Origin of the sequence: Flavobacterium aquidurense (genome assembly GCF_031458035.1) — a bacterium.
In the GTDB taxonomy this organism is placed as follows: Bacteria; Bacteroidota; Bacteroidia; order Flavobacteriales; family Flavobacteriaceae; genus Flavobacterium; species Flavobacterium aquidurense_C.
Genome location: NZ_JAVDXR010000003.1, coordinates 26,459 through 52,018, shown reverse-complemented (window position 1 = coordinate 52,018; position 25,560 = coordinate 26,459). Strand labels below are relative to the sequence as shown.

Genomic DNA, 25,560 nt, shown 5'->3' with positions numbered 1-25,560 from the left:
TTTAATTCTCAATTTTTAATTAAAAATCGCCTTAATCTGTGCAATCTGTGGCAAAAATATCTAGCCTTTTTTAATTAATGGAATAAGCTTTGTTCCGATAATTTCTATGGAATTCATTAATTGCTTGTGGGTAAGTCCGGCGTTATCCATTTGAAAAGTAAATCTTGAAATTCCGCCAAGTGCTTCACTGTGTCGCAAAATTTTCTCAGCGGCACGTTCAGGACCTCCAACAATTAAAACGCCAAGATCGTCAATTAGTCCATCAAATTTAGCTTTTGTAACAGGGGGCCAACCGCGCTCGAGGCCTAATTTTGTCCAAAGTTCAGCATATCCGGGATAATATTCTTCGATCGCTTTTTCAGTTGTAGTTCCAACAAAACCGGGTGAATGCACACCAACTTTCAGTTCTTCGGGTTTATATCCTGCTGCTTTTCCTGCCTCACGATATAAATCAATCAACGGACGAAAACGGTGTGTTTGTCCTCCAATTATGGCAACCATCAGCGGCAGCCCCAACGATCCGGCTCTCACAAAAGATTCCGGTGTTCCTCCAACACCAAGCCATACAGGGAATTTCTCCTGCAATGCTCTCGGATAAACCGGAAGATTATTGATGTCAGGACGGAATTTCCCTGACCAGGTTACAAATTCGTTGTCGCGAATTTGTAGAAATAATTCTAATTTTTCTTTAAAAAGCGCATCGTAGTCATTAAGATTGAATCCAAAAAGGGGATAAGCTTCAATAGAAGAACCACGGCCCACTACAATTTCGGCACGACCTTTTGAAATCAAATCCAAAGTAGCAAAACTCTGATACACTCTCACTGGATCGGCAGCGCTTAGAACCGAAACAGCACTTGCTAATCGAATGTTTTTAGTTCTCGCGGCAGCAGCACTTAAGATCACCACAGTAGCCGAATCTAAAAACTCTTTTTTATGGTGTTCCCCAATTCCAAACACATCCAGACCAACCTGATCTGCGAGTTCTATTCTTTGAATTAATTGTTCCATTGCATCAACACTACTCAAATTGTTGCTGCCGTACATTGCCGAAGCAAAACTGTCTATTCCTATTTCCATATTTTCGAGCTTTAAGCTGTAAGCTATAGGCTTTAAGCTTTTCTTAGAAGGCTTAGAGCTTAATGCTTATAGCATTTATTATTTTTTGTTTTATGCTTTAGGCAATATGCTTTAAGCATTTTTAGTATTAATTTTATTTATTAAGCTTTTTTGGAAAGCCTAAAGCCTACAGCTTATAGCTTAATGCTGAAAAAAAGCCTACAGCAAAAGATCAATGGGAGAACCCAAACGAAACACTGATTAAAATAATCAGAATCACAATTGTTGTAATAACCACATAAAGATAATCTTTCTCCAGAAGGAAAGAAAATAAGGAAAGTAATACACGAAATACAGGCGTCAGAAACAATAATATGATTCCAAAAAAGATCAAAGATTCTCCTTCGCCCTGAATTACGCCATGATAAACATCTGAAATTACTTTAAATATGTTTCGGTCATTTTCATGAAATACAGAATAATTTTCAATATCTGTGCTGTGCCCCATCAAATAAACAATTCCTCCAATAAATGCTACGGCTAATGAAGTCCAAACGCCGTAACGTAATAAATTCCCAATAATCAGTTGAAAATCTTTTTCTCCAAATTTTTCTTTCTGCATAGGTTTAGATTTTTCCATTAATTCCATTATAAATCATGTTGAGTGCCAATACAAAAATCAAACAGGCAAAAAAGATTCGTAGTTTTTTCGGGTTTGTTCGTACTAATATTTTGGCTCCCGCCATAGCTCCAAACAAAACGCCAATGACCACCGGCATACAAATTCCGGGTTCGATATAGCCTTTCTGAATATAAATTACGGAACTCGCCATTGCAGTAACGCCCATCATAAAATTACTGGTTGTAGTGGAAACTTTAAACGGAATTTTCATAATATTATCCATCGCAATCACCTTAAAAGCTCCTGAACCAATTCCGAGCAAGCCCGACATCATTCCGGCAATTCCCATCATACTAAATCCACCAACTACATTTTTGGTTCCGTAGCTGATCATTTCGCCGTTATGTGAAGGATACGTTCCGTTTAGTTTTAATTTGTTAGCTAACGAACTAGATTCTAAAACAATATGTTCTTCTTTTTTTCGGAGGGAATTTATAGCTGAAAAAATTAAAGTCAAACCAAATAAGACGGCAATGAAAGAAGTAGGTGCAATTGTGGAGAGTAAAGCTCCGCACACGGCACCAATTGTGGTGGCAATTTCAAGAAAGATCCCCAGTCGCATATTGGTAATTCCTTCCCGTACATAAGCCGCCGCAGAACCAGAAGAAGTTGCAATTACCGAAACCAAAGCCGCACCAATGGCGTAATGAATATCAACTCCTAAAATGACTGTGAGTAGCGGAATAATAATGATACCACCGCCTAATCCTGATAATGAACCAATAAAACCTGCTAAAAAAGCACCAAAAAGCATAATCAGGGTAAACGTAAGGACTGTCATTCAGATAAATTTTGTTTTGCTAATTTACGAATAGTAATTCGGTAAGGAAAAGTTTAAGTGCTTAAAAAGTCCTTAAAAAAGCGAAATCGATAGTAGGTGAGAATTAATTAAAGCATTAAACTTTTATTAACAAATACAAAATCACTAATCGTTTATATTTGTAATGATTAAATTACTAAATCATTGATTTCATGACGAAAATAAAAGCCTATAAAATTTTTTCTTTTCTTTTTCTGGTATTTTCGATGTCGGCGTTTAGCCAAAACGTGAAGCTTCTTAGTATTGACCAGCTCAACGAAAGAGTGAAAAAAGGAAAAGACAGTACGTACGTGGTTAACTTTTGGGCAACGTGGTGTGCGCCCTGTATTAAAGAATTGCCACATTTTGAAAAACTTCAGGCTGATTATAAATCGGAGAAAGTGAAAGTATTGCTGGTGAGCGTCGATTTTAAATCAAAATTAACTTCAGCTGTTGTGCCTTTTGTGAAGAGAAAAAATCTTAAAAATGAGGTTTTTTTACTGAATGAAAGCAGTCCGCAGGAATATATCGATCGTATAGATCCAGCCTGGTCCGGCAGTATTCCGGCAACATTATTTATCAAAGGTGATAAACGAAAATTTGTCGAAAGCGAATTTACCTATGAACAATTATTAACTGAATATAAAAAACTGTAAACTATTTAACCATGAAAAAAATAATCCTTTTAGTTATGCTGGCATTTTCTGCCTTTCTTTCTCAAGCACAAAATGCAACCCTTAAAGCTGGTGATACTGCACCAGATTTTAAATTGAAAAATGTTGATGGCAAAGAAGTTTCTTTTAACAGCTTTCCAAAGGCGAAAGGTTATATTGTAGTTTTTACCTGCAATACTTGTCCATACGCTGTTGGTTATGAGCAAAGAATAATTGACCTTGATAATAAATTCAGACCACAGGGATACCCTGTAATTGCTATCAATCCGAATGATCCCGAAGCTTCTAAAGCAGATACTTTTGAGAAAATGCAGGAATTGGCAAAAGACAAAAAATATCCTTTCCCTTATTTATTCGATGCGGGACAAAAAGTAACGGATCAATATGGTGCGAAGCGAACACCGCATCTTTTTATTGTATCAAAAACGGATAAAGGAAATGTAGTAGAATATGTAGGTGCCATTGATAATGATCCGGAAGGGAATAATGGACAAAAAACGAAATATGCTGAAGATGTGATTGCATCATTAAAAAGTAATCAAAAACCAACCATTACTCAGACAAAAGAAATTGGCTGTACGGTAAAAAGAAAAGCAAAAGCATAATTTAGCTTTTTTAGAAATAAACATAAAAAAACACCTCCAATTGAGGTGTTTTTTTATGCGTTATTGTCAATCAATAATTAGAATTATTAAGATGAAAAAGTTAAGCCTTTCGCTTTAAAATGACTAAACAAGACCTGACGCGCTGAACTGATTGTTTCTTCAGTGCGGTAAATGCTGCACCAGAATTTTACTAATACTTTGTATTTACCATCAGAAATTGCATTGTAGAAAATCTGTGGTGTTTTGGTTGTGTTTACCAACGACAAACTTTCAAGAGCCTGCATGATTATGGCATTAATATCGTCTGGAGTGGTATCTCCGCTAATTTCGATCGAAACTTCGACAAGTTTAAAGTTGTCGGTATATGTCCAGTTCGTAATGTTTTGGGACAAGAGATTTCCATTTGGAATAATTATTTCAGCACCGTTTGGCGCATTGATTTTAGTGGTTCGCAATCCCATTGCTTTTACGCGGCCGGATTCGGAACTAATTTCAATAACATCTCCAATCTGAATTGGTTTATCAAAGATTAATATAATTCCGGAAACAAAGTTATTTACGACATTCTGAAGTCCAAGTCCGACACCAACTCCCAACGCTCCTAAAAGAATACTCAATTTATCCAGCGGCATTCCAGATGCGGATATTGCTAAAAGATAACCTCCAATTAATACAATAAGTCTGGTGATAAGTAACTTAGAATGCTGCCTTTTGTTGACATTTTCTTCATTTTCATCATCGATTTCACCAAAAAAGTAGGCAACATATTTTTGCAGAAGGTGCGCTATCCAAACAATTATAAAAAACAGTACAATATTGCCTAAGGTGAACGTAATGCTACCAATGGTATTAGGATGACTTAATAAAGATCCTAAAGAATTACGAAGTGATTCCCAAATATTTAAGTTTGAGGCAATTACCACAAACCACATATAACCGAGTGCTAAAATGAAAGGTTTTTTGAGTGTTTCAGATAAACTTTCGTGATCAAAAAGCTTTTGTATATCGCGTTTTACACGAGTGGTATAAATTTGTAAAATGATAATTTCTAAGATTATTTTTAGAAGTACGCTCAGGGCTACTATCTGCGTAAGCGAAATAAAAGCGGTAAGGCTTAACATGTTAGAAAGTGATACCCTACCGAAAAGATTGTCAAGAATGGATAAAGCATTAAAAGCAATAAAAATAATACTGGCCCATTTAAAAAATCCTTTGATATACAATTGCTCTTTTAGGCTTTTTATTTGGACCAAACCGTAACGTATTCCTATGATATTGATCGCAATAAAAGCACAACGCTGTAAAAAACCAACTTCGATAAACAGATCCAGAAAACAAAGTGTGAAGAATAATCCCAGTAGGAATATCCAGTTTTTCATTGCTTTAGAGGGCCATTTATTTTTAAAAAGTAAAGTAAGCGTTCCTAGTAAAATTAAATAAAGCAGCTCTAAAAACAGTGCCGGAGCGAACAAATTGCTTATAACGGCAATATTAAGAGCAATCACTGCGACCGGGAGTATTACACCTCTGTTTAAATACTTGAAGTTGAAATGAGTCAGGTTTTCTGCATACCCATTTTCTTTGAGATATTTTAGATTTCGGGAAACGTACCACGCTAAAAGTCCCATAAAGAAGAGTAGGGTAATAAGCCCGCCTGTACGATAACTGAGATAATAAGCAGCAACTTTTTCTTCGATAACTATTTTAGTACCAATATTTTGTGCTACAGTTTTTTTAGGAATAGAGTCTGTAATACTCCATAAAAAAGGATATTCTTTATGAAGCATGCTGATTCCTGACTTTTCAAGGTTGTTTTCAACCGTAATTAATGCATTTGAAACAGCAATTTTTCTTTGTACAGTAATTCTTTTTTTTGTGTTTAAAATTCCCTGATTTTTGGTCATCAGGCTATCTGTACTGCGGTATTTTTTTCTGAGGTTTAAGAATTCTTTTTTGAATTGCTTACGACGTATGGTATCTTTTAAAAGTGCCATCAAATTCTTGTCTTTACGCAATTCAATAAATCGTCCTTTGATTTTCTCCAGCTTTTCATTGCGTAAATTGATGGCCGTATTTTGTTCGTTCAGTTGCTGCTGAATTTCTTCCAGAACAGTATGATACATTTGCTGATTACGTACATTGGGGTTGGCCCCTTTTAAACTGGCCAGTATTAGGTCAAGTTTACTTTGCGTTCTTTTGATTTCACCAAATAAATGATGCGAAGCACTATCAAAATCGGCATCATTATAGGCAGTTTCCATAACTTCGCCGGCTTTTTCAATTGCCATAAGATAGTCGCTGTCAGTGGTTGCTTCTTCAAATAATTTTGAACGGCTTTCTTTTTTAGGCGCCGCTGTCTGCGAATAGCTTTTTGATCCAAAAGATAGTGCGAGCAGTAAAACGAATAAATAGACGAAATTTCTTTTTTGCGACATAGTTTAAATAATGAATTGGGTTTTCAAATTTAATTTTTTTTAAGGCATTTCTCGCTGATAATGAAGAAAAAATCTATAAAAATGTAGCTGAAGAACTTTTCCTGAAATGAGGGCTCAATAATGTTGAAATACGGCAGCATTATTGATTTTTAATTATATTATGATAAAAAAACTTATATTTACATTTCATATTTTTATTTCATGGAAGAAAATAAACACGTAACGATCTATGATATTGCGGAGAAGTTAAATCTTGCAACCTCAACAATTTCAAGAGCTTTAAAGGATCATCATTCTATAAGTGATAAAACGATAAAGAAGGTTAAAAAGACTGCTAAAGAAATGGGATTTGTACCTAATACTTTAGCGGCAGGCTTACGTGGAAATAAAACAAAAACAATTGGTGTACTGATACCAACAGTTACACAGCCCTTTTTGTCCTCCCTAATTAGCGGTATCGAAATTACGGCGCAAAAATCAGACTATTCTGTTATCATTATGCAGTCGCATGACTCGTATCATGAGGAGGTTAATATGGCTAAGTCATTATACAGCAACCGTGTAAGCGGTGTTATTTGTTCATTGGCGATGGAAACCAGAGATACTTCGCATTTTCAGCAGTTTTCAAACAATAATATTCCGCTTGTTTTTGTTGACAGGGTTCCTAAAGATTACAATACTTTTAGGGTTGTTATCGATAATTATTCGGCTGGTTATAAGGCAACTAAACATCTTATAGAACAAGGCTGCATCCGCATTGCACATTTAACGGCGGGTTCAGAATTTGGGAATCTATATAACGAAAGAAAAAGAGGTTATGTTGAAGCGCTAAGAGATCATAATTTGCCTGTAGATGAAGATTTGATTATTGATTTGAAAGGAGTTACATATGAAGAAGGAGTGAAGGCAAGTAATAAATTATTTGATTTGAATCCCATTCCGGATGGCGTTTTCGCCTCTGGAGATATTATTGCAGTCGCCGCGGTTCAAACTGCTAAAAGAAGAGGAATAAAAGTACCGGAAGATATTGCTATTATTGGTTTTAATAATGACCCGATTTCACAAATTATAGATCCAAATCTATCTACCATTACACATCCAGCCGAAAAAATGGGAAAAGCTGCCGCTGATATTATTATAAAAAACCTGAAATCACTGAAAAATGAAGATGTTCAGGAAATAGCGTTCCTAAATACTGAAGTACTGGTTCGCGAATCTTCTAGTAGAAAACCATCCTAATAAAAATAATTAAATTAAATTGTAATTCATTTTAAATGAGATAATTAATACTTTTTTTATAACAAGAAAAAAAAGAAATCAACACTTATTAGTACCTAAAAAAAAACTCCTTTTAAACTTAGTTTGAAAGGAGTTTTTTTTATGAGCAACCAATTGCCCGTGTAGGTGTTTGTTATTATTCTTCTTAAAAAAATGCTTTGAAGGAGTAAGCAATTCTTAAAAAGAAGGTGAAAAATTACTTTCTATAATTTCTTTGACCTCACTAATAAAAGCGTCAGTATTCTTAATTTCTTGTCTAATGAATTCATTGTAATCCAGTAGCTGAAACTGCTGAATCATATCTTTTTTCAGATATTTTATAATAGATTCTATAGTTCGGGTATCAGCTCCTTCTTGTCTTTTTAATTCCCGTTGTTTGCTTTCTAAATACTGTAAACTCTTTTTTAATCGCTGAACTTGTAATTTTTCCAATCTTTATAGTCTTTTTAAAATTTATTAAAAAAAATAATATTCTGAAAAGTGTTAAAAATCAATATGTTCCAAAAACTTAACTCATTTGATTTTGTGTTCTTTCCAGAATATTTTATTTAATTATATACGAGCAATTTGAGCATTTGGTTTTGTAAATGATTTATAATATTTTTTAAAAAAGTTATAGAATTTCCATGTTTAAAGAGATTTGTGAAATTTTACAGTCAACAGCTCATACAAAAAAACGAGATTATTTCTAAATGAAACAATCTCGTTTAGTCAAATTAAAGAAAAGAGAAATAAATTATCCGTGTGCGGCTACAGAAACGTCATTCCATTCTTCCCAGGTAGTTAGTTTTTGTTCGTAGGCTTGTTTAGCAAAAGCCAACGCAACTTTTCCCAAGAATAAACGTAGAGGAGGATTTTCGGCTTCGATCAGCTTTATGATTGCAGGTACAGTTGCACTTGTTTTTCCGAAAGTATCAGGATCATGTCCTTCTGCAAGGGCTTTTTTGATTCCGTCATAGGCGTCAATGCGTTCGCTATTGAATCCGTTACCCCAAATATCTGTAAAATAACCATTTGGTTCTACCAAAGTAACATTGATTCCGAATTGTTTTACCTCTGAAGCCAAAGTTTCAGAAAGACCTTCAACGGCAAATTTCGAGGCATTATAAAGTCCGATAACCGGTAAAGTTGCAATTCCTAAAATAGAAGATACCTGAATGATATGACCGCTTTTTTGATTTCTCATAATCGGTAATACGGCTTGTGTTAACCATAAAGTACCAAAGAAATTCGTTTCAAATTGTGCTCTGGCCTCGCTTTCACTGGCTTCTTCAACGGCACCGTTTAAAGCGTAACCGGCATTGTTGATCAGAATATCAATTGTACCGAAATGTTGTTTAACTTTTTCTACGACTGCGAACGAATCTTCGCGTTTGTTTACGTCTAATTGTAGCGGTAAAATGGCTTCTCCATATTGTGCTTTTAAGTCGGCTAGGGTATCGATATTTCTGGCTGTTGCAGCTACCTTGTATCCTTTTGCTAATAATGCTTCTGTCCAGGCTCTTCCGAATCCTTTTGATGCTCCTGAAATTAAAATTGTTTTTGACATGATTTTTTAATTGTTAATTATTAATTTATAAATGACCAATCGGTCATATTTTTGATAAAAAAAATTAAAGGGTGTTTTCCTCTATAATTTTTTTTAGGGTTTTAACTATGATTTGCATTTTATCATTATTACCTGACATTCTCGAAATTAAGTGACCGCCTTCCATCATCGCGAACATTACTGTGGCAAAGTCGCTTGCATTCCAGTTTGGGTTGAATTCGCCGTTGGCAATTCCTTTTGCGATAATACTTCCCAATAGCTGCTGATTATACTTTATCCCGCCGTTTATTTTCTCTTTTACAATTGGATTAGTATCATCGGCTTCTGTACCGAAATTCAACAACGGACAACCGCCAATAATAGGAGGGGTTACAGGATTACTGAAAAAATCGATGTAAGCAAACAATTCGCCTTTTGCTGTTTTGCTTTTGCTCATTTCGGCCTGAAGTTTAACGCCCAGTACTTTCATATTATGATCTACAGCAGCACAAGCCAGTACTTCTTTGTTTTCAAAATGAACGTACATACTTCCTTTAGACAGTTTAGTCGCTTCCATAATATCGCTCATAGAAGTTGCTGCAATCCCTTTTGTGTTAAAAATAGGTGCTGCTTTGTCTATAATAAATTGTCTGGTTTCTTCTCCCTTTGCCATGATCGTTTATATTACGAATTGTAATTACAGTGCAAATATATGACCGATTGGTCATAAAAAACAAATTTTATATGATTTATTTTTATAAAATATTTTAAAGCAGTGTTTTACTGGATTATATGAAGGGATGTTTATTTAATTTTTAAGATGAAGCTTAGTCTTCTTAAAGTTTTTTGATTTCAGGATTTTCCCATTATCCGTAATCATAATACAGCTGTAATCAGGATATTTTTTGATTAGGTTTAATCCCGCTTCTTTTCCTAAAACCATTATTGAAGTACTGAAACCGTTTGCCGTTTCAGCATTTGGACCAAAAACAGAAACACTGCAAAGTCCGGTCGATGGATAGCCGGTCGATGGATTTATAATATGAGAATATCTTTTGCCATTCAAGACTACAAATTTTTCATAACTTCCTGATGTTGTAACTGCACCTTCCTTCAACGGAACTACGGCAAAAACCTCATCAGTATGAAAAGGATTTGTCATTCCGATTTTCCATTCTTTGCCATTGGGTTGTCTTCCCCATACGGTCATATCGCCGGAGGCGTTTACAATTCCGGAGGTAATGCCTTTTGCCAGCATTAAGTCACGGCATTTGTTGGTTGCGTAACCTTCGCCTAAGGCGCCAAAACCAATTTTCATTCCTTTTAATTTTAGAAAAATAGTCGATTGTGTGCTATCCAAAATGATGTTTTTATAACCGACTTTCTCTACCGATTTCTTTATGGCTTCCGCCGAAGGCATTTCGGTCATGGAACCATCAAATTTCCAGATTCTGTCCATAGCCGCAAAACTGATATCAAAAGCACCGTTTGTAATTTCAGAAAAATGTAAGGCTCTTTGTGCCAATTCAAAAACTTCCTTATCGACTTTTACAGGACGAATTCCCGCATTTTGATTGACTTCTGAAACCTGCGAAGTTGGTTTCCAGTCTGAAATCAAATTTTCGATTCTTGTAATTTCTGCAATAATTTCATCAATCGAATTTTCGGCAGTAAGAGAATCTTGGGCAACAATTGTAATGTCAAATCGCCCTCCCATAAGCAGGGTTGTTCTTTTTCGTAAAACTTGCGCATTGCCCAAAAAGCAAGAGATAGCAAATAAAATTAAGAGAAACTTACGGGAAAAGGTTTTTTTATTTGACATGATAATTGTTTTGAAGAAGTATAATTAAACACATAGAAACATAGATTTTATGCAGAAAAAGAAAATAAAAAGAAACTAGTTTCTCACACATAGCGATGTGTGACTAAATAATTATTTTTTTATATACTTCTTTCTGGCAGCTATGTATCTTTAGATTAATGAATTGCCTTTTTTTAAGCGGTGTAAAAGCTATGTTTCTAGGTGTTTAAATTTAATAACAATCGCTTAAAATCTGACCATTGTTTTTATAAACTGCAAGACTTAATTTTTTTTCTGCCAATAATGTATCAAGCGTCGATTCAACATCTTTTTGCATTTCAAGCGAACCGCAAATCATGATAACACCTTTGTTTACCAGCAAATCCAAGAAAAAATTAGCATCACGTTTGATTAAATCCATGACATAATAATGATTTTCTTCACGTGATAAAGCCAAATGAAAATTCTGCAATTGCTGTTTTTTCATCATTTCAGAGGCGAATTTTTTATATCCTGTAACGGTTTCAGTTTCCATTCTAAAACCTGCGTACAAATGTGTTTCGGACTTTTTCTTGTTTTGTTCGATCATTCCGAGAAACGGTGCAATTCCGGTTCCGTTAGAAATAAACGCCACTTTGGATGCTTTTTTAGGAAAATGAAAAGCATGATTCTTAATGATTCTCGCTTTGATAACATTGCCGGGTTTCAATTCATTTAAAAATTCAGAACCCAAACCATTCGGATGCAGTTTTACAACCAGTTGAATATTACCGGAATGATTCCCAATAGAATAGAGGCGTTCTCGTGTATCATTAGCCGGATAAATAGCTAATAAATCACCCGATTGAAATTTGGCTCTCATATTGGCACGAAGCGTAATGATAAAAGTATGCTCAGTTTCAGAAATTGCCGTTTTATCTAAAACCATCATTTTTTGCAGACCTTTTGGCGCATGATTGTATAATGATGGCGTTGTCGCTAATGCAATTCCGCTTTTAGCACTCCATAATTTAACCCAGTCTACAAATTCGGCAGCCGATTTATCGTTTACAGTTTGCAGTTCTACAAAGCGTTCCGCCCAGTTTTGCTCTTCCAAAAGTTCATCAATTTCGTAGGCAAATCCACAAAAATTCGGATAAGCTTTCGAACCAAACCCAACCACAGAAAAATTAATTTTTTGTTGTTGATTGTATTGCTGCAAAAGTGAAATAAATTTTTTTCCGTTCGATGGTGCGTCGCCCAATCCATGCGTGGAAGAAAAAATTATAATATGTTCTGCTTTCGGGTAAACCGAAAAATTATTCAATTCGGTCAGAAAAACTTTTTCGCCGGCGGCATTTAGTTGTTTTTGAATCGCATTTGCAAATCGGAGCGAACTTCCGTTTTCAGAACCAGCCAGCAAAATGAATTTGCTTTCATCTGCTTTAAATTTATTTTTAATTCGGCTTGCCCTTCTTTGTAAAGTCATTGCAAAACCAGAATAGATAAAAAAGAGAATATTTGCCGAAGCAATGGCCAAAATCACGGCCCAAATAACATTTATTCTTCCGGTGTGAAGATCAAGACTCAAATCTGCAAATTGAGCCGTCATTGGAGAACGTTTTTCGCTAATTACAGCACCAGTCACCTGATTTACTTCAATTTCCCTGTCTTTCAATTCGATGATATAATATTCTTCCGGATCGTCTGTAAAAGGAAATTCGATTTTTTTTACATCAGACAAAAGGGTAGTCGTAAGTATATTTTCTGAAGAAGCTTTTTTGGGAGTTGCTGTAATCGCGGTTTTTTCTTTTTCCTTTTCTTTATCCATAAAAAAGTTAAACTTTTCCAGTGTTAAATAGGTTCCGGTAATTGCAATAATCAAAATCGGAATTAAAGCCAAACGCCCTAAAACAACATGGTAATACTGGACAAAATATTCTTTGATGACTTTCGAAAAGAAATTACGGATTCCCTTTTGCCTTTTCAAAACAAGAACAAATCCCGAAGCCGCAATCAACACCAATAAAAACGAAATTGCACCAACAAAAAGGCGTCCTGTATCATGCAAAAATAATGAACGATGAAAGCCGGTGATCCACTGAATAAACTCACTTTTTTTTACTGGAGTTCCTAATTTTTTCCCGGTTTTAGCATCAATATATGCATTGATATCATTGCCATCTTCATCGATTGCCTGCAAGGTTACGAACTGATTGTAATCGACTGATAATTCGGTTATTTCAGGGTAATTCTTTTTTAATACAGGAAGCGTCTGACCTAAGGTAATTTTATCAAAATTTTCAATTTTGTACGGAAGCGTTTTTTCCTGTACAGCATCAACAGCCAGAATAATGCCCGTTACCGATGCTAATATCAAAAATAAAGAAGAAACCAAAGCCAGGGCCAGGTGTGAGGAACGCCAAAAAGAAAGAGTCATGGAGTATATGCTAAAAGGTAATCAAATGCAATTGAGCAGGTAAGGTATTAAATTTTGATTAATTTTACGTACCTGATATAACCTTTACCATCTGTTTTATCAGCAAGACCAGCAGTTGTAAGCGGAATTTCGACATCATTTACGTGATATTTTTGATCTTCAACAGCTGATTCAAATCTTAATTTATATCCTTTATTAATTTTAGAATCTTCAATTTCAAAAGTAGTAACACTGCGATCTCCGCCAGTAACAGATGCACCGCTTATAGCACTTACATCCTCATGTTTTTTCGCCTGAAATTTGTTCCATTCTTTCAATGATTTATACCATTTTTTATCGTCACCCATTACATAAAGTGTTTTTTCATATTCTCCTTTTGAATTAATAAGAGAAACTACAATGTAAGCACCTTCTCCCATATAATTAGACATTTGAAGCATGCATTTGTATTTGCTCGCCTGAGCTTGAGACGGGTAAGAAACTAAGGTGATTAATAAAACTGTAAGGGCAACCTTAAATATTGATTTCATTTAAATTAATTATGAGTTATAAATTATTAGTTATGAGTTATGAATTATGAGTTATGAATTATAAGTTTTGAGTTGTATATTATTTGTCTGCTATTGCAACTTATAACTCATAATTTATAACTCAAAAACCTATTTTAAAAATTCAACCGAAACATTATTTTTCGTTAAAGATTCATTTTCTTTTGCTAATGCGTATACGCTTTCATCAAATTCTGTTTTGATATCTTTTTTAGCACCGATTGATAATAAATATTTTAGAATTGAATCATCTTTAGAAATCATCGCAGCTTTGTGTAAAGCGGTAAAACCATCCTTGTTCTTGGCATTTACATCGATATTTAAGGAAGCTAGTTTTTGAACCAATGTCAGATCATTTTTAGCGGTGGCTAAATGATACAAAGTACTGCCATCTTTTTGAGCAGCAGCAAGATTTAAACCTTTGTCCTGCAATAATTTTATTTTTGCTTCAAAAGGATCCTGACCTTTAGATGCTTCCGGGCGGTACGATTGAATCAGGTAAACACCTAAGTTATTTCCATCTTTATCCGTAACATTTACATCGGCACCTTTATTTAAAAGAAGTGCAACATTTTCAGCAGTTCCGGATTTTACTGCAACTGTCAATGCCGATTCTCCTTTTGAGTTTTGAGCATTAACATTTTTTGTCACCGCTAATAATTGTTCTAAAACGGCAGTTTCTTTTGTAGCAGCAGCTTTTATTAAAACCGTATTTCCTTCTTTATCAGCTTTGTTGGCATCAATACCTTTCCCTAAGAAATATTTAATGATTTCAGTCTGGTTTGGTTTATTTGCTAATAAATGAAAAATAGTTTCTCCTGATTTGTTTACGGCTAAAGGGTTTAGTTTTAATTCTTCTACTAAATATTTATACGCTTCTAATGAAGTAGTTTCTCTACGGTTTCCTTGTGCAGCGAAGAAAAGTGCATTGTCATTATATTTAATTCCTTTTGAGGCTAGCTTTTTCAATAAGTCAATATTTCCAACTTTTGCAGCATAATTAAAAGCTGTATTTCCATCGTTATCCACATCTTTAAGAGATAATCCTTTAGTGCTGAAATATTCTGCAGCAGTCAGGTTTTTGTCAAACGGAATGGTAAGCAATAATAAGTTTGCACCATTGCTGTACTTTTTCTTCGGATTTAGTCCTCCCTTAAAAAATGCTTCATACAATGCCGGATCAATTTGTCCGTTAGCAGCAGCAAAATCGGCAGGAGTTGTGCCATGACTGTCTTCGTTATTAATATCTGAACCTTTTGCTATAAGATATTGTACCATTTCTACATTTCCTCTATTGGCAGCCCAGTGCAAATAAATACGATTGTCGTGAGTAGTTTTATTTATTGGATTTCCTGGTTGATCTAATAAAAATTTTATCGTTGCATTTGGCGCATCGTTATTGATGGCCAGAACAGTAACGTCAAATGCATTTTGATTCGCTTGTGACGGACTATTTCCTTTTTCTATTTCAGCTTTTACAGTTGCTACGTCTGGAGAAGTTTTCCAGAAAGCTGCTTCTAATAAAGTATTTTTTTGCTGTGCATTCGCCAAAAAAGCAGCAACTAACGCAATCGAAATGAAAAGTTTATTTTTCATATTTAGAAATTTACAATTTTTAAAATAGTTTGGTTAAGTAATTATTTACTCCAAAACAGCTGCAAAAAACAATTATTTAGAATAAATAAAAATAACGCAAATGTAAAAATAAATATTAGTAAGACAACTTATTTGGAGAAGAAAAATCAATCTTATATACTCTTAAGATTTCGAAATATAGAAAAGGTTTAATTTATAAGGAGATTCTTTTTAGTGTAATATCGAGATTACGATACTTTGGATAACGATATTTAACTTTTGTTTTTAGTTATTTAAAATGTAAGTTATTGATTTTCAGTATGTTATATTAAAGGCATTGTTTTAGCCTATCCGTCTGCATAACAATCTAATACAGATATTATGCAAAGCGAAAATCCAAAATCAATTCTTTTTATAACGGGAGCTTTTGTAAGTAATGAATCATGGAATGATTGGCGGGATTTTTACGAAAGTAAAGGATTTAAAACCGTGGCACCGCCCTGGCCTCATAAAAATGGAACCGCGGAAGCACTTCGTCAAAGGCATCCTGATCCTAAAGTAGCATCGATCAGATTACAACATCTTATTGATTATTATGCAGAAATAGCGGCGTCATTTTCACAGAAACCAATTATTATCGGCCATTCGCTAGGCGGCTTAATTGCGCAGATTTTAAACCAGAGAGGATTGGCAGCAGCAGCCGTAGCCATCCATTCTGTACCTCCGCAGGGTATTATGTCTTTTAAGTTTTCATTTCTGAAAGCAGGCTGGGGGCCATTAGGTTTTTTCACTTCCACAAAAAAGACTTTTTTAATGAATTTTCCGCAATGGCAATATGCTTTTACCAATGGTCTGTCTTTTGAATTACAGAAAAAAGGATATGAAGATCTGGCAATTCCCGAATCAAAACTGGTAGTTCGTGATACGATTACTTCCGTCGCCAAAGTTGATTTTTCTAAGTCCCACAATCCGCTATTATTGATTGCGGGAGATAATGATCATACGATTCCATATCAATTAAACCACGATAATTTTAAAAAATACAAGAATAAAAGCTCTGTTACGGATTATAAGCTTTTTTCTGGCCGAAATCATTTCGTTTTAGGACAACCCGGCTGGCAGGAAATCGCAATTTATATTCTGGAATGGCTTGAGAAGAGTAAAGAGTAAAGAGTAAAGAGTAAAGAGTAAAGAGTAAAGAGTAAAGAGTAAAGAGTAAAGAGTAAAGAGTAAAGAGTAAAGAGTAAAGAGTCAAGAGTCAAGAGTAAAGAGTAAAGAGTCAAGAGTCAAGAGTCAAGAGTCAAGAGTCAAGAGTAAAGAGTCAAGAGTCAAGAGTAAAGAGTCAAGAGTCAAGAGTAAAGAGTAAAGAGTAAAGAGTAAAGAGTAAAGAGTAAAGAGTAAAGAGTAAAGAGTAAAGAGTAAAGAGTAAAGAGTCAAGAGTAAAGAGCCAAGAGTAAAGAGTAAAGAGTCAATAGTCAAGAATTTGCGTTAAAATCTATATTCTATATTCTATATTCTTTTTTCTTCTAATTAATTAACCACTTTAAATCTAAAATTATGAAATCAATTTCCAACCAAAATGCAGGATCGAAAAAAACGAGAGCTTTTTTAGGTCTTTTAATAATCAGTTTTTTTATGCTTGCTTCCTGTAATAAAAAAACAGAACCGATAGCAGTAGACGATGCAAAAGTTACCACTGATTCGGCAACTGTAAAGCCTGCTGATCCTCCGGCTAATTTTAAACATGCAACTGCTTTTGTAAACGGTGTAAATATCCACTATGTCATTGGTGGTAAAGGAGACCCACTTGTTTTAGTACATGGTTTTGGTCAAAACTGGTACATGTGGAATCGTTTGCTTCCGGAATTATCAAAACATTTCACTGTTATTGCGCCCGATTTAAGAGGGGTTGGCGAATCAGACAAACCAGAGTCAGGTTATGATAAAAAAACAATGGCGACCGACATTCATGAATTGGTTAAAAAACTGGGTTATACTAACATCAATCTTGCCGGTCATGACATCGGACTTATGGTAGCTTATGCTTACGCGGCGCAGTACGGCAGCGAAGTTAAAAAATTGGCTCTAATGGATGCATTACTTCCGGGAATTGAACCAGTTTGGTCGCAGGTTTCGGCTTCTGCATGGTGGTTTGGATTTTTTGCATGGCCAGCTTCCGGAGATATTGTAAAAGGAAAAGAAAAAGAGTTTTTAGTTAATTTCTGGCCAATGGTGGGTCACGTTAAAGATCCTTTTACGGCTGAAGAAACGGCTGAATTTGTAAGAGCTTATGCTGTTAAAGACGGAGCTAAATCTACTTTTAAATGGTTTGGAGCTTTCCCTCAGGACGGAAAAGATAATTTAGTTTTTGCAAAGACAAAACTTAAAATGCCTCTGTTAGCAATGGGGGGAGAATATTTTGCAGCAGCATTCTTAAAAGAGCATTCTAAATTAGTAGCAGAGAATGTAAGCGAATCTAAAATTGCTGGTTCAGGACATTGGCTGGTTCAGGAAAATACAGCACAGGTTCAGAAAGACTTATTGGCTTTTTTCCTTGCAAAATAAAACATTGGCATAAATATGCAACCTGCTAAATCTAAAGAAATGAAACGATTATTTTCACTACTAATATTCCTAAGTCTGTTTGCGCAGGCTCAGGAAAAGGCCGACCTGATTGTTTATAACGGCAAAATTGCAACCATGCAAAAGTCCGGTGAATTTGTTCAGGCCATCGCTACGAAAGACGGAATTATTCTGGCTACCGGAACTTCGAAAAGTATTTTGGACACTTATAAAACCACCGCAACTAAAGTCATTGATGCTAAAGGTAAAACAGTCGTTCCGGGGTTGAACGACAGCCATATGCACGTAATCCGTGAAGGGCTTAATTACAATTCCGAATTACGTTGGGATGGCGTAAAAACCTTAAAAAGAGCCATGGAAATGCTGAAAGAACAAGCGGCAAGAACTCCGCCCGGTGTTTGGATTAAAGTAATTGGTGGCTGGAATGAATACGGATTTGGAGAGAAAAGACAGCCAACCATCGAAGAGATAAATGCGGCTGTTCCTGATAAACCTGTTTTTATTACCTATTTATATGGGAAGGCATTTTTGAATAAAAAAGGAATCGAAGTTTTAGGTTATACCAAAGATACACATTATGAAGGCAGTGTTCTTGAACAGGATAAAAACGGAAACCTAACCGGATTAATGTTTGCCAAAGAAACTCCAAAAGCAATTTATATGACGTTGGGATTAACCACAAAGTTAACTGCCGAAGAAAGAATCAATAGTTCGCTTCAGTTTAACAGAGAATTGAACCGTTTTGGATTAACGTCTGTAATTGATGCCGCTGGGGGATCTCAGAACTTTCCAACAGATTATGGAACCTCAATGGAATTGGCGAAAACAGGAAAATTAAATCTTAGAATTTCCTATTATCTGTTTGCTCAGCAAAAAGGTAAGGAGTTACAGGATTATGAAAAATGGGTTGCGACCACTTTAATCAATAAAAATGATAACCTTTTAGTAGCCAATGGTTATACCGAAGAAGGTGCCGGAGAAAATATCGTGGCTTCCGCAGCAGATTTTGAGAATTTTCTTGAACCAAGAATTGTGCTTTCAGACGATATGGAAAAAGATTTGGAACCGATTATTCGCCTGCTTGTTAAAAATAAATGGCCGTTTCGCCTGCATGCCACCTACGGAGAATCGATTGACAGAATGCTGAATGTTTTTGAGAAGGTAAATAAAGAAATTCCGTTTAACGGATTGCGCTGGTTTTTTGATCATGCAGAAACGATTACACCTCAGGAGTTAGAGCGGGTAAAGGCACTTAATGGTGGAATCGCGGTTCAATTCAGAATGTATTTTCAGGGCGAATTATACGAGAAAATGTATGGAATTCCGAAAACGCAATTGCCGCCCATTAAAAAAATGTTAGAAATGGGAATCCCAGTAGGGATGGGAACAGATGCTACACGTATATCAACTTACAATCCCTGGATGGCGATGCACTGGCTCCTTACGGGAAAAACTTTAGGAGGCATGCAATTCTGGCCAAAAGATCAGATTTTAGACAAATTTACCGCACTTCAATTATATACTTCAGGAAGTGCGTGGTTTTCTGGTGAAGAAAAAGAAAAAGGAAAACTGGTAAAAGGAATGTATGCGGATATGAGCATTTTATCTGATGATTATTTCACGATTTCGGCAGATAAAGTTCGAAATATCGAATCTGATTTGACCATTGTAAACGGAAAAGTAGTGTACGGAAAAGGAGATTTTAAAACTCTCGATCCTGGGATTGCTCCGGTAATTCCGGAATGGTCGCCTATTAAATATTTCGGAGGATATCAAGTAAAACAATAAAAACATAAAAGATAAATTATGAAAACTCAAAAAATAATTTCAGCATTTGCTGTTACGCTGTTGCTTCTTATCAGCATCAATGCACATGCGCAGTTTCCAATGCCGGATCATGTCCCAATTTGGGATGCCAATAAAGTCACTTTAAAACTGCATAAAATTTCAGAAAATGTGTACTCTGTTGCACCGGAAACAGTAGAAGCTGAAACATCAAAAGGAATTGCACAAGCAACTTCAGCAGGGTTTATTGTGGGCGACAAAGGTGTTTTGCTTATCGAAACCATGTTGTGTAAAAGACTTTACGATCAGCTTTATAAATTGATCAGAAGTGTAACAGACAAGCCGATAATTTATGCTATAAACACCAGCGATCATGGCGATCATTGTTTTGGAAATTATTTGCTTCCAAAAGAAACCATTGTAATTCAGAATGAATTTGCAAAGGAAAACCTTTCTAAAAATTACGACAACATCAAACAGTTTATGATCATGCTTTTCGGCAAAGGAAGAGGAATAGAAGAAAGTGTTTATCGCCCGGCGGATATTACGATTGCTATTAATCAATCCATGAAAATTGATATGGGGAAAGGAAATATTATCGAAGTAATAAATGTAGGAACGGCGCAATCTCCGGCAGATCTTTTTGTGTATTTGAAATCTCCAAAGGGAAATGTTTTATGGGCCGGAAATCCGTTTATTGGGGAAAGTCCGACGATTCCGTGGCTGTTTGATGGTTATTTTCTGGAACCTGTAAACAACCTCAACAAAATTTATAATATGATAGGAGACAATGACATCGTTGTTCCGGGTCATGGCCGAGTTACCAATAAAGCCGGAATTAAATATACGATTGATTATGTTGAAGCCTTAAAAACAAATGTTGAAAATGCGGTTAAAAAAGGACTGACTTTAGAGGAAACCAAAGCCGCTGTAACCATGAAAGAGTATGATAAAGGCTATGAACTATTCAATTGGCTTCATTTTAATTTTAACGTTCCAAATGCATACAAAGACATTAAAGAAAATGGTGGTAAAAAATGAAAAAGATATATATAATGCTAGTAATTCTATTGCTGAATTTTTCAGTATATGGACAACAATTTACAGATGAAGAAATAAAAACAAAAGAAACCGTAGAGAAGTTCTTTGGCTATATTGGTGCGAAAGATCCTGAAAAAATTTCCTCTATGGTTTCAGAAAAGGTCGATTGGTACATATTTGAATCGAAATACATGCCATGGACAGGACATCGTTCTAAGAGAGCAGAAATTGCAGAATTGTTTACAACCCTCTTTAGTTATTTTGTTGATGGAAGTGAAAAACTCGAAGCACAATCTTTTTTGTTGAGAGGAAATGAAGTAGCCGTTTTTGGTTTTGTCGAAAGAACGGTGAAAAAAAATGGCAAACATTTTAGAATGCCTCTTGCTATACATATAACAGTTGAAAATAATCTGATAAGCAAATTTTCACTTTATGAAGAGACTCTAATTATTGAAAAAGTACTGAAATGAAATAATAATGAAGGCTAAAAACCTAAAAATATTAACATGAAGGACAGAAGAACATTTCTTAAACAGGCAAGTCTTGTAGGGCTTGCCGGATTACTGCCAACGAGTACACTGCTGGCAAGTGATTTAAAAACAAATACACTAGCTAATCCAGAAGATTCTAATACCAAATGGGCTGACGGATCACGTTTGGTTGTATCGCTATCGATGCAGTTTGAAGCGGGAGGCCAGCCTGTAAATGCCGAGAGTCCGTTTCCGCAGAATATGCAAAAAGGATTTACGGATCTTCCAGGCGAAACCTGGTATCAGTATGGGTACAAAGAAGGAATTCCGAGAATGCTGGACAATTGGGATAAGTTTGGTGTCAAAATTACCTCGCATATGGTAGGATCAGCGGTATTAAAAAATCCGGATCTCGCCAAAGAAATTGTAGAAAGAGGTCATGAAGCCGCCGCCCATGGTATGGATTGGACAACTCAATATTCAATGCCGTATGAAACTGAAAAACAATTCATCAAAGATGGTGCTGATGCTATTAAAAAAGTAACCGGTTTTCAACCCGTCGGATATAATGCAAATTGGTTAAGACGCGGAACAAACACACTTGAAATTTTGCAGGAACTTGGATTTAAATATCATATCGATGATTTAAGTCGCGATGAGCCGTTTTTATTAAAAGTAAAAGGAAATGATTTTGCAGTGGTTCCATACACTATTCGCTGCAACGATATTGTATTGATAGAAGGAAAAAATTTCAGTGCAGATCAGTTTGCACGCCAGGTTATTTTAGAATTTGATCAGCTCTACAAAGAATCAGAAAAAAAGCGCCGGCAAATGTCAATAAGTTTTCATGATCGTATTGGAGGAACGCCTCAAATGGTTGCTGCAACTACAGAAATCCTCTCCTACATTCAAAAACATAAGGGAGTTAGTTTTAAAAGAAAAGATGAAATTGCCCAAATGGCTTATGCAGATAAGAACATCATTCGGGAATAATGATTTCCTCAAAAATTGATTATTTAATTTTTTAAAATAACCATCAAAATGAAGTATCAAAAATTATTTGAGGAGTACAATTTAAGCGGACAGATATTAAAAAATCGATTTTTAATGGCTCCAATGACTCGTTCAAGAGCTTCACAACCAGGCGATATTCCAAATACGCTGATGGCCGAGTATTATGGGCAGCGCAGCACCGCTGGCATAATCATTACAGAAGCGACACAGGTTTCTTTACAGGGAAAAGGATATGCCAATACTCCCGGGATTTATAGTCCGCAACAGATAGAAGGCTGGAAATTAATAACAGATGCCGTCCATAAAAAGGGCAGTAAAATAATTTTGCAGTTATGGCATGTGGGGAGAGTAAGCAGTTTTAAAGTGAACGGATTACAGCCTATAGCCCCTTCTGCTTTAATGGCAAAGGACACTAGTGTTTATGTATTTGATGGAGCTCCAAACGGAGATGCAACTTTTGTTCCGGTTGATGAACCCAGAGAAATGAGCAAAACCGATATTGAAAACGTCATTAAAGAATTTGTACAGGGGGCTAAAAATGCCATTACAGCAGGTTTTGATGGTATTGAAATTCATGGCGCAAACGGTTATTTAATTGATCAGTTTTTGCGAAGCAATAGTAATAAAAGATCTGATGAATACGGCGGAACACCAAAAAACAGAATTCGTTTTCTGATTGAAATTGCAAAAAAAGTAGCGCAGGCAATCGGAAAAGAAAAAACAGGAATAAGACTTTCGCCTTTCATCAGTTTTAAGGATATGAGTGATCCGGAAATTTTGCAGACTATAATGCTTGCAGCCGCAGAAGTAAATAAACTCGATCTGGCTTACATTCATCTTTGTGAGGCTGATTGGGATGACGCACCTTCCATTCCAATTGATTTTAGAATTCAGCTGAGGAAGACATTTAAGAATACAATTATTGCTACAGGAAATAAAACGCCGGAAGAAGCAGAGCAATTACTTCAGGAAGATTTAGCTGATTTAATTGGTTTTGGCAGAAAATTTTTAACCAATCCTGATTATCCTGCCAAAGTGAAACAGAATCTGCGCTTAAATGAGATTTCAGACAATCATACTTTATTTGGAGGAGGTACAGCAAGAGGTTATACAGATTACCCTTTTATTCAAACAACATAAATTAAAAGATTATGAAAAATCAAGAAAAAACATGGTTTATTACCGGAACTTCTCAGGGAATCGGACTTATTTTAGTAAAACAATTATTAGAACAAGGTTATAATGTGGCTGCAACAGCCAGAAATACCGAAGCACTTAAAAAAGTTGTTGGTGTTTCATCAGCACAATTCCTTCCATTGCAGGTTGATTTAGTGGATGAGTCAAGTGTAAAAGAAGCTGTAAAGAAAACTTTGGCACAATTTGGAACTATTGATTATTTGGTCAATAACGCAGGATATGGTTTAATTGGCGGAATTGAAGAAAGCTCTGATGCCGAAGTTAGAGCCAATTTTGATGTTAATGTGTTTGGTTTGCTGAATGTTACCAGAGCTATTTTACCGCATATGCGAGCGGCTCAATTTGGACATGTAATTAATATTTCGTCAGTATTTGGATTGCTTGCCGGAGCAGGTTGGGGAATTTATTGCAGTACCAAGTTTGCGGTTGAAGCCATTTCTGAAGCCCTTGTCCAGGAAGTAAAACCTTTCGGGATAAAAGTTACGCTTATTGAGCCCGGCTATGTGCGAACAAATTTTTTAAACAGCACTTCATTAATTTCATCAGCTGCACCAATCGACGCTTATACAGGAATACGTGAGTCAGTACGCTCACATCAGGAAGATTTGCCGGGAAAACAACCGGGTGATCCTGAAAAAGTTGCAGCATTAATTATTGACGTAAGTAAATTGGCAGAACCGCCGCTTCATTTGTTGACAGGATCTGATGCATACCAATTTGCGAATTATAAAATTGACTCTCTTAAAAATGAAATTGAAGCCACTAAAGAGCTTACTTTCTCGACAGATTTTCAAAATTAATCAACATATTTTATTGGACTTTAATTGTTTAGGTTAAAACTGAAGACCCGAATTTCATATAATTTATGAAGTTTGGGTTTATTTTTTTATTGAAGTGCCCTCTTAATTGAAATAAATTGTAGCTTTTTACTGTGTTATTTATATAAGCGCGGAAATTTTCAAATAGAAAAAATGCCCAAAAAACCCTGTCATCACTCACTTTTTGCTTTTTTATTTTTTCAACATTTTGCTTTTAACTGAATATTAACAAAAATAATAACGGAACGATCGTTCCGTTATTGTAAATTTGTCCGATAAATATTTAACAACAACATAAAAATGAAAACAATAATTAAAAATTTAGCAATGATTACAGCAGCACTTTTAGTTGGTACTACGGCACCAGCACAAAATAAAACAGTTAAAGCAGCAAATCCTCCTGCAAACTTTAAACACGCAACAATAAACGTGAACAATGTTGATATTCACTATGTAATTGGAGGAAAAGGAGAGCCATTAGTTTTAATACACGGCTTTGGTCAAAACTGGTATATGTGGAACAGACTTTTACCAGAACTTTCAAAACATTTTACAGTGATTGCACCGGATTTAAGAGGAGTTGGAGAGTCAGGTAAACCAGAAAGCGGTTACGACAAAAAAACGATGGCAACCGATATTCATGAATTGGTAAAAAAACTAGGATATAAAAACATCAATTTGGCAGGACACGATATAGGGTTGATGGTAGCTTACGCTTATGCTGCGCAATATCCTGACGAAGTTAAAAAATTAGCCTTAATGGATGCTTTGCTACCTGGAATTGAACCCGTTTGGTCTCAGGTTTCTGCGTCAGCATGGTGGTTTGGATTTTTTAGCTGGGCGCCTTCCGGAAGCATTGTGGCAGGAAAAGAAAAAGAATTCTTAACCGGATTCTGGCCTGTAGTTGCCAATAAAAAAGACGCATTTACAAAAGAAGAAACAGCTGAATTTATTCGTGCATATGCTGTTAAGGGCGCAACAACCGGAAGTTTTCATTGGTTCGGTGCTTTTGCACAAGATGGGAAAGATAATGTTGAATTCATGAAAACAAAATTAAAAATGCCGGTTCTTACAATGGGCGGCCAGTATTTTGCGGCAGCATTTTTAAAAGACCATACCAAGCTTGTAGCCAACGATGTTCATGAAGCTAATATTCCAAATTCAGGACACTGGATTGTACAGGAAAATACCGAAGCAGTTCAAAAAGGCTTATTGGATTTCTTCCTTGAAACAAAATAATTATTAAAAA

General features: G+C 35.5%; 23 protein-coding genes. 12 read left to right on the top strand and 11 right to left on the bottom strand.

The window, feature by feature from the left end:
• Positions 1-60: 60 nt before the first annotated feature.
• From J2X17_RS05675 to J2X17_RS05665, 3 genes are all read right to left on the bottom strand, one after another.
• A complete protein-coding gene (locus J2X17_RS05675; RefSeq protein ID WP_310295512.1) occupies positions 61-1,080 on the bottom strand; it encodes an LLM class flavin-dependent oxidoreductase in 1,020 nt (339 codons plus the stop codon).
• Positions 1,081-1,291: 211 nt separating this feature from the next.
• Positions 1,292-1,681, bottom strand: coding sequence for a DUF1634 domain-containing protein (locus J2X17_RS05670; protein WP_310295510.1), 390 nt, complete (start codon positions 1,679-1,681; stop codon positions 1,292-1,294).
• A 4-nt stretch (positions 1,682-1,685) separates the two neighbouring features.
• On the bottom strand, positions 1,686-2,522 hold the full coding sequence (locus J2X17_RS05665; RefSeq protein ID WP_310295508.1) for a sulfite exporter TauE/SafE family protein: 837 nt from the start codon (positions 2,520-2,522) through the stop codon (positions 1,686-1,688).
• Positions 2,523-2,713: 191 nt separating this feature from the next.
• Here J2X17_RS05665 and J2X17_RS05660 point away from each other — a divergent pair, with 191 nt between their 5' ends.
• Complete coding sequence (locus J2X17_RS05660; RefSeq protein WP_310295506.1) at positions 2,714-3,196, top strand: TlpA disulfide reductase family protein; 483 nt, start codon at positions 2,714-2,716, stop codon at positions 3,194-3,196.
• 11 nt (positions 3,197-3,207) lie between these two features.
• Positions 3,208-3,819 (top strand): thioredoxin family protein, encoded by a 612-nt coding sequence (locus tag J2X17_RS05655; protein ID WP_310295504.1) that lies wholly within the window; start codon positions 3,208-3,210, stop codon positions 3,817-3,819.
• Between the two features lie 86 nt (positions 3,820-3,905).
• On the opposite strand, the gene J2X17_RS05650 is transcribed toward J2X17_RS05655, so the two are convergent.
• Positions 3,906-6,254, bottom strand: a complete 2,349-nt coding sequence (locus tag J2X17_RS05650) for a mechanosensitive ion channel family protein (protein WP_310295502.1) — start codon at positions 6,252-6,254, stop codon at positions 3,906-3,908.
• Between the two features lie 201 nt (positions 6,255-6,455).
• On the opposite strand from J2X17_RS05650, the gene J2X17_RS05645 reads away from it, so the two are divergent.
• A complete protein-coding gene (locus J2X17_RS05645) occupies positions 6,456-7,493 on the top strand; it encodes a LacI family DNA-binding transcriptional regulator (protein WP_310295500.1) in 1,038 nt (345 codons plus the stop codon).
• A 216-nt stretch (positions 7,494-7,709) separates the two neighbouring features.
• Here J2X17_RS05645 and J2X17_RS05640 read toward each other — a convergent pair whose 3' ends face one another.
• The 7 genes from J2X17_RS05640 to J2X17_RS05610 all read right to left on the bottom strand — a co-directional run bounded on the left by J2X17_RS05640 (position 7,710) and on the right by J2X17_RS05610 (position 15,424).
• Entirely contained in the window at positions 7,710-7,964 is a 255-nt protein-coding gene (locus tag J2X17_RS05640; protein WP_310295498.1) for a hypothetical protein, read from the bottom strand.
• 304 nt (positions 7,965-8,268) lie between these two features.
• On the bottom strand, positions 8,269-9,081 hold the full coding sequence (locus J2X17_RS05635) for an SDR family NAD(P)-dependent oxidoreductase (RefSeq protein ID WP_310295496.1): 813 nt from the start codon (positions 9,079-9,081) through the stop codon (positions 8,269-8,271).
• A 64-nt stretch (positions 9,082-9,145) separates the two neighbouring features.
• The gene (locus J2X17_RS05630; RefSeq protein ID WP_310295494.1) at positions 9,146-9,733 is read right to left on the bottom strand and encodes a TetR/AcrR family transcriptional regulator; all 588 of its coding nucleotides are present in this window, start codon (positions 9,731-9,733) and stop codon (positions 9,146-9,148) included.
• 135 nt (positions 9,734-9,868) lie between these two features.
• Positions 9,869-10,882, bottom strand: a complete 1,014-nt coding sequence (locus tag J2X17_RS05625; protein WP_310295492.1) for an FAD:protein FMN transferase — start codon at positions 10,880-10,882, stop codon at positions 9,869-9,871.
• Positions 10,883-11,093: 211 nt separating this feature from the next.
• On the bottom strand, positions 11,094-13,280 hold the full coding sequence (locus J2X17_RS05620; RefSeq protein WP_310295490.1) for a PepSY domain-containing protein: 2,187 nt from the start codon (positions 13,278-13,280) through the stop codon (positions 11,094-11,096).
• A gap of 47 nt (positions 13,281-13,327) precedes the next feature.
• Positions 13,328-13,810: a DUF2271 domain-containing protein gene (locus tag J2X17_RS05615; protein ID WP_310295489.1), complete on the bottom strand. Its 483-nt coding sequence runs from the start codon at positions 13,808-13,810 to the stop codon at positions 13,328-13,330.
• Positions 13,811-13,939: 129 nt separating this feature from the next.
• Complete coding sequence (locus tag J2X17_RS05610) at positions 13,940-15,424, bottom strand: ankyrin repeat domain-containing protein (RefSeq protein ID WP_310295487.1); 1,485 nt, start codon at positions 15,422-15,424, stop codon at positions 13,940-13,942.
• A gap of 360 nt (positions 15,425-15,784) precedes the next feature.
• Here J2X17_RS05610 and J2X17_RS05605 point away from each other — a divergent pair, with 360 nt between their 5' ends.
• From J2X17_RS05605 to J2X17_RS05565, 9 genes are all read left to right on the top strand, one after another.
• Positions 15,785-16,573 carry an alpha/beta hydrolase gene (locus J2X17_RS05605; RefSeq protein ID WP_310295485.1) on the top strand — a complete coding sequence of 263 codons (789 nt, stop codon included), beginning with the start codon at positions 15,785-15,787 and terminating at the stop codon, positions 16,571-16,573.
• A 387-nt stretch (positions 16,574-16,960) separates the two neighbouring features.
• Positions 16,961-17,968 (top strand): alpha/beta fold hydrolase, encoded by a 1,008-nt coding sequence (locus J2X17_RS05600; protein ID WP_310295483.1) that lies wholly within the window; start codon positions 16,961-16,963, stop codon positions 17,966-17,968.
• A 39-nt stretch (positions 17,969-18,007) separates the two neighbouring features.
• Positions 18,008-19,774, top strand: a complete 1,767-nt coding sequence (locus J2X17_RS05595; RefSeq protein WP_310295481.1) for an amidohydrolase — start codon at positions 18,008-18,010, stop codon at positions 19,772-19,774.
• 18 nt (positions 19,775-19,792) lie between these two features.
• The gene (locus tag J2X17_RS05590; protein ID WP_310295480.1) at positions 19,793-20,812 is read left to right on the top strand and encodes an MBL fold metallo-hydrolase; all 1,020 of its coding nucleotides are present in this window, start codon (positions 19,793-19,795) and stop codon (positions 20,810-20,812) included.
• Positions 20,809-21,282, top strand: a complete 474-nt coding sequence (locus J2X17_RS05585; protein WP_310295478.1) for a nuclear transport factor 2 family protein — start codon at positions 20,809-20,811, stop codon at positions 21,280-21,282. The genes J2X17_RS05590 and J2X17_RS05585 overlap by 4 nt, the downstream gene beginning before the upstream one ends.
• 36 nt (positions 21,283-21,318) lie before the next feature.
• Complete coding sequence (locus J2X17_RS05580) at positions 21,319-22,275, top strand: polysaccharide deacetylase family protein (protein WP_310295476.1); 957 nt, start codon at positions 21,319-21,321, stop codon at positions 22,273-22,275.
• Positions 22,276-22,323: 48 nt separating this feature from the next.
• The gene (locus J2X17_RS05575) at positions 22,324-23,436 is read left to right on the top strand and encodes an alkene reductase (RefSeq protein ID WP_310295474.1); all 1,113 of its coding nucleotides are present in this window, start codon (positions 22,324-22,326) and stop codon (positions 23,434-23,436) included.
• An 11-nt stretch (positions 23,437-23,447) separates the two neighbouring features.
• A complete protein-coding gene (locus tag J2X17_RS05570) occupies positions 23,448-24,293 on the top strand; it encodes an oxidoreductase (protein WP_310295472.1) in 846 nt (281 codons plus the stop codon).
• 318 nt (positions 24,294-24,611) lie between these two features.
• Positions 24,612-25,550 (top strand): alpha/beta fold hydrolase, encoded by a 939-nt coding sequence (locus J2X17_RS05565; protein WP_310295470.1) that lies wholly within the window; start codon positions 24,612-24,614, stop codon positions 25,548-25,550.
• Positions 25,551-25,560 lie beyond the last annotated feature (10 nt).

Bases quoted from the DNA above. Each gene is read 5' to 3' on its own strand.
- J2X17_RS05615 (WP_310295489.1), bottom strand. From the start codon at position 13,810: ATGAAATCAATATTTAAGGTTGCCCTTACAGTTTTATTAATCACCTTA.
- J2X17_RS05650 (WP_310295502.1), bottom strand. From the start codon at position 6,254: ATGTCGCAAAAAAGAAATTTCGTCTATTTATTCGTTTTACTGCTCGCA.
- J2X17_RS05595 (WP_310295481.1), top strand. From the start codon at position 18,008: ATGAAACGATTATTTTCACTACTAATATTCCTAAGTCTGTTTGCGCAG.
- J2X17_RS05600 (WP_310295483.1), top strand. From the start codon at position 16,961: ATGAAATCAATTTCCAACCAAAATGCAGGATCGAAAAAAACGAGAGCT.
- J2X17_RS05580 (WP_310295476.1), top strand. From the start codon at position 21,319: ATGAAGGACAGAAGAACATTTCTTAAACAGGCAAGTCTTGTAGGGCTT.
- J2X17_RS05645 (WP_310295500.1), top strand. From the start codon at position 6,456: ATGGAAGAAAATAAACACGTAACGATCTATGATATTGCGGAGAAGTTA.
- J2X17_RS05575 (WP_310295474.1), top strand. From the start codon at position 22,324: ATGAAGTATCAAAAATTATTTGAGGAGTACAATTTAAGCGGACAGATA.
- J2X17_RS05655 (WP_310295504.1), top strand. From the start codon at position 3,208: ATGAAAAAAATAATCCTTTTAGTTATGCTGGCATTTTCTGCCTTTCTT.
- J2X17_RS05660 (WP_310295506.1), top strand. From the start codon at position 2,714: ATGACGAAAATAAAAGCCTATAAAATTTTTTCTTTTCTTTTTCTGGTA.
- J2X17_RS05570 (WP_310295472.1), top strand. From the start codon at position 23,448: ATGAAAAATCAAGAAAAAACATGGTTTATTACCGGAACTTCTCAGGGA.
- J2X17_RS05605 (WP_310295485.1), top strand. From the start codon at position 15,785: ATGCAAAGCGAAAATCCAAAATCAATTCTTTTTATAACGGGAGCTTTT.
- J2X17_RS05635 (WP_310295496.1), bottom strand. From the start codon at position 9,081: ATGTCAAAAACAATTTTAATTTCAGGAGCATCAAAAGGATTCGGAAGA.
- J2X17_RS05620 (WP_310295490.1), bottom strand. From the start codon at position 13,280: ATGACTCTTTCTTTTTGGCGTTCCTCACACCTGGCCCTGGCTTTGGTT.
- J2X17_RS05590 (WP_310295480.1), top strand. From the start codon at position 19,793: ATGAAAACTCAAAAAATAATTTCAGCATTTGCTGTTACGCTGTTGCTT.
- J2X17_RS05625 (WP_310295492.1), bottom strand. From the start codon at position 10,882: ATGTCAAATAAAAAAACCTTTTCCCGTAAGTTTCTCTTAATTTTATTT.
- J2X17_RS05670 (WP_310295510.1), bottom strand. From the start codon at position 1,681: ATGCAGAAAGAAAAATTTGGAGAAAAAGATTTTCAACTGATTATTGGG.
- J2X17_RS05675 (WP_310295512.1), bottom strand. From the start codon at position 1,080: ATGGAAATAGGAATAGACAGTTTTGCTTCGGCAATGTACGGCAGCAAC.
- J2X17_RS05610 (WP_310295487.1), bottom strand. From the start codon at position 15,424: ATGAAAAATAAACTTTTCATTTCGATTGCGTTAGTTGCTGCTTTTTTG.
- J2X17_RS05585 (WP_310295478.1), top strand. From the start codon at position 20,809: ATGAAAAAGATATATATAATGCTAGTAATTCTATTGCTGAATTTTTCA.
- J2X17_RS05665 (WP_310295508.1), bottom strand. From the start codon at position 2,522: ATGACAGTCCTTACGTTTACCCTGATTATGCTTTTTGGTGCTTTTTTA.
- J2X17_RS05565 (WP_310295470.1), top strand. From the start codon at position 24,612: ATGAAAACAATAATTAAAAATTTAGCAATGATTACAGCAGCACTTTTA.
- J2X17_RS05630 (WP_310295494.1), bottom strand. From the start codon at position 9,733: ATGGCAAAGGGAGAAGAAACCAGACAATTTATTATAGACAAAGCAGCA.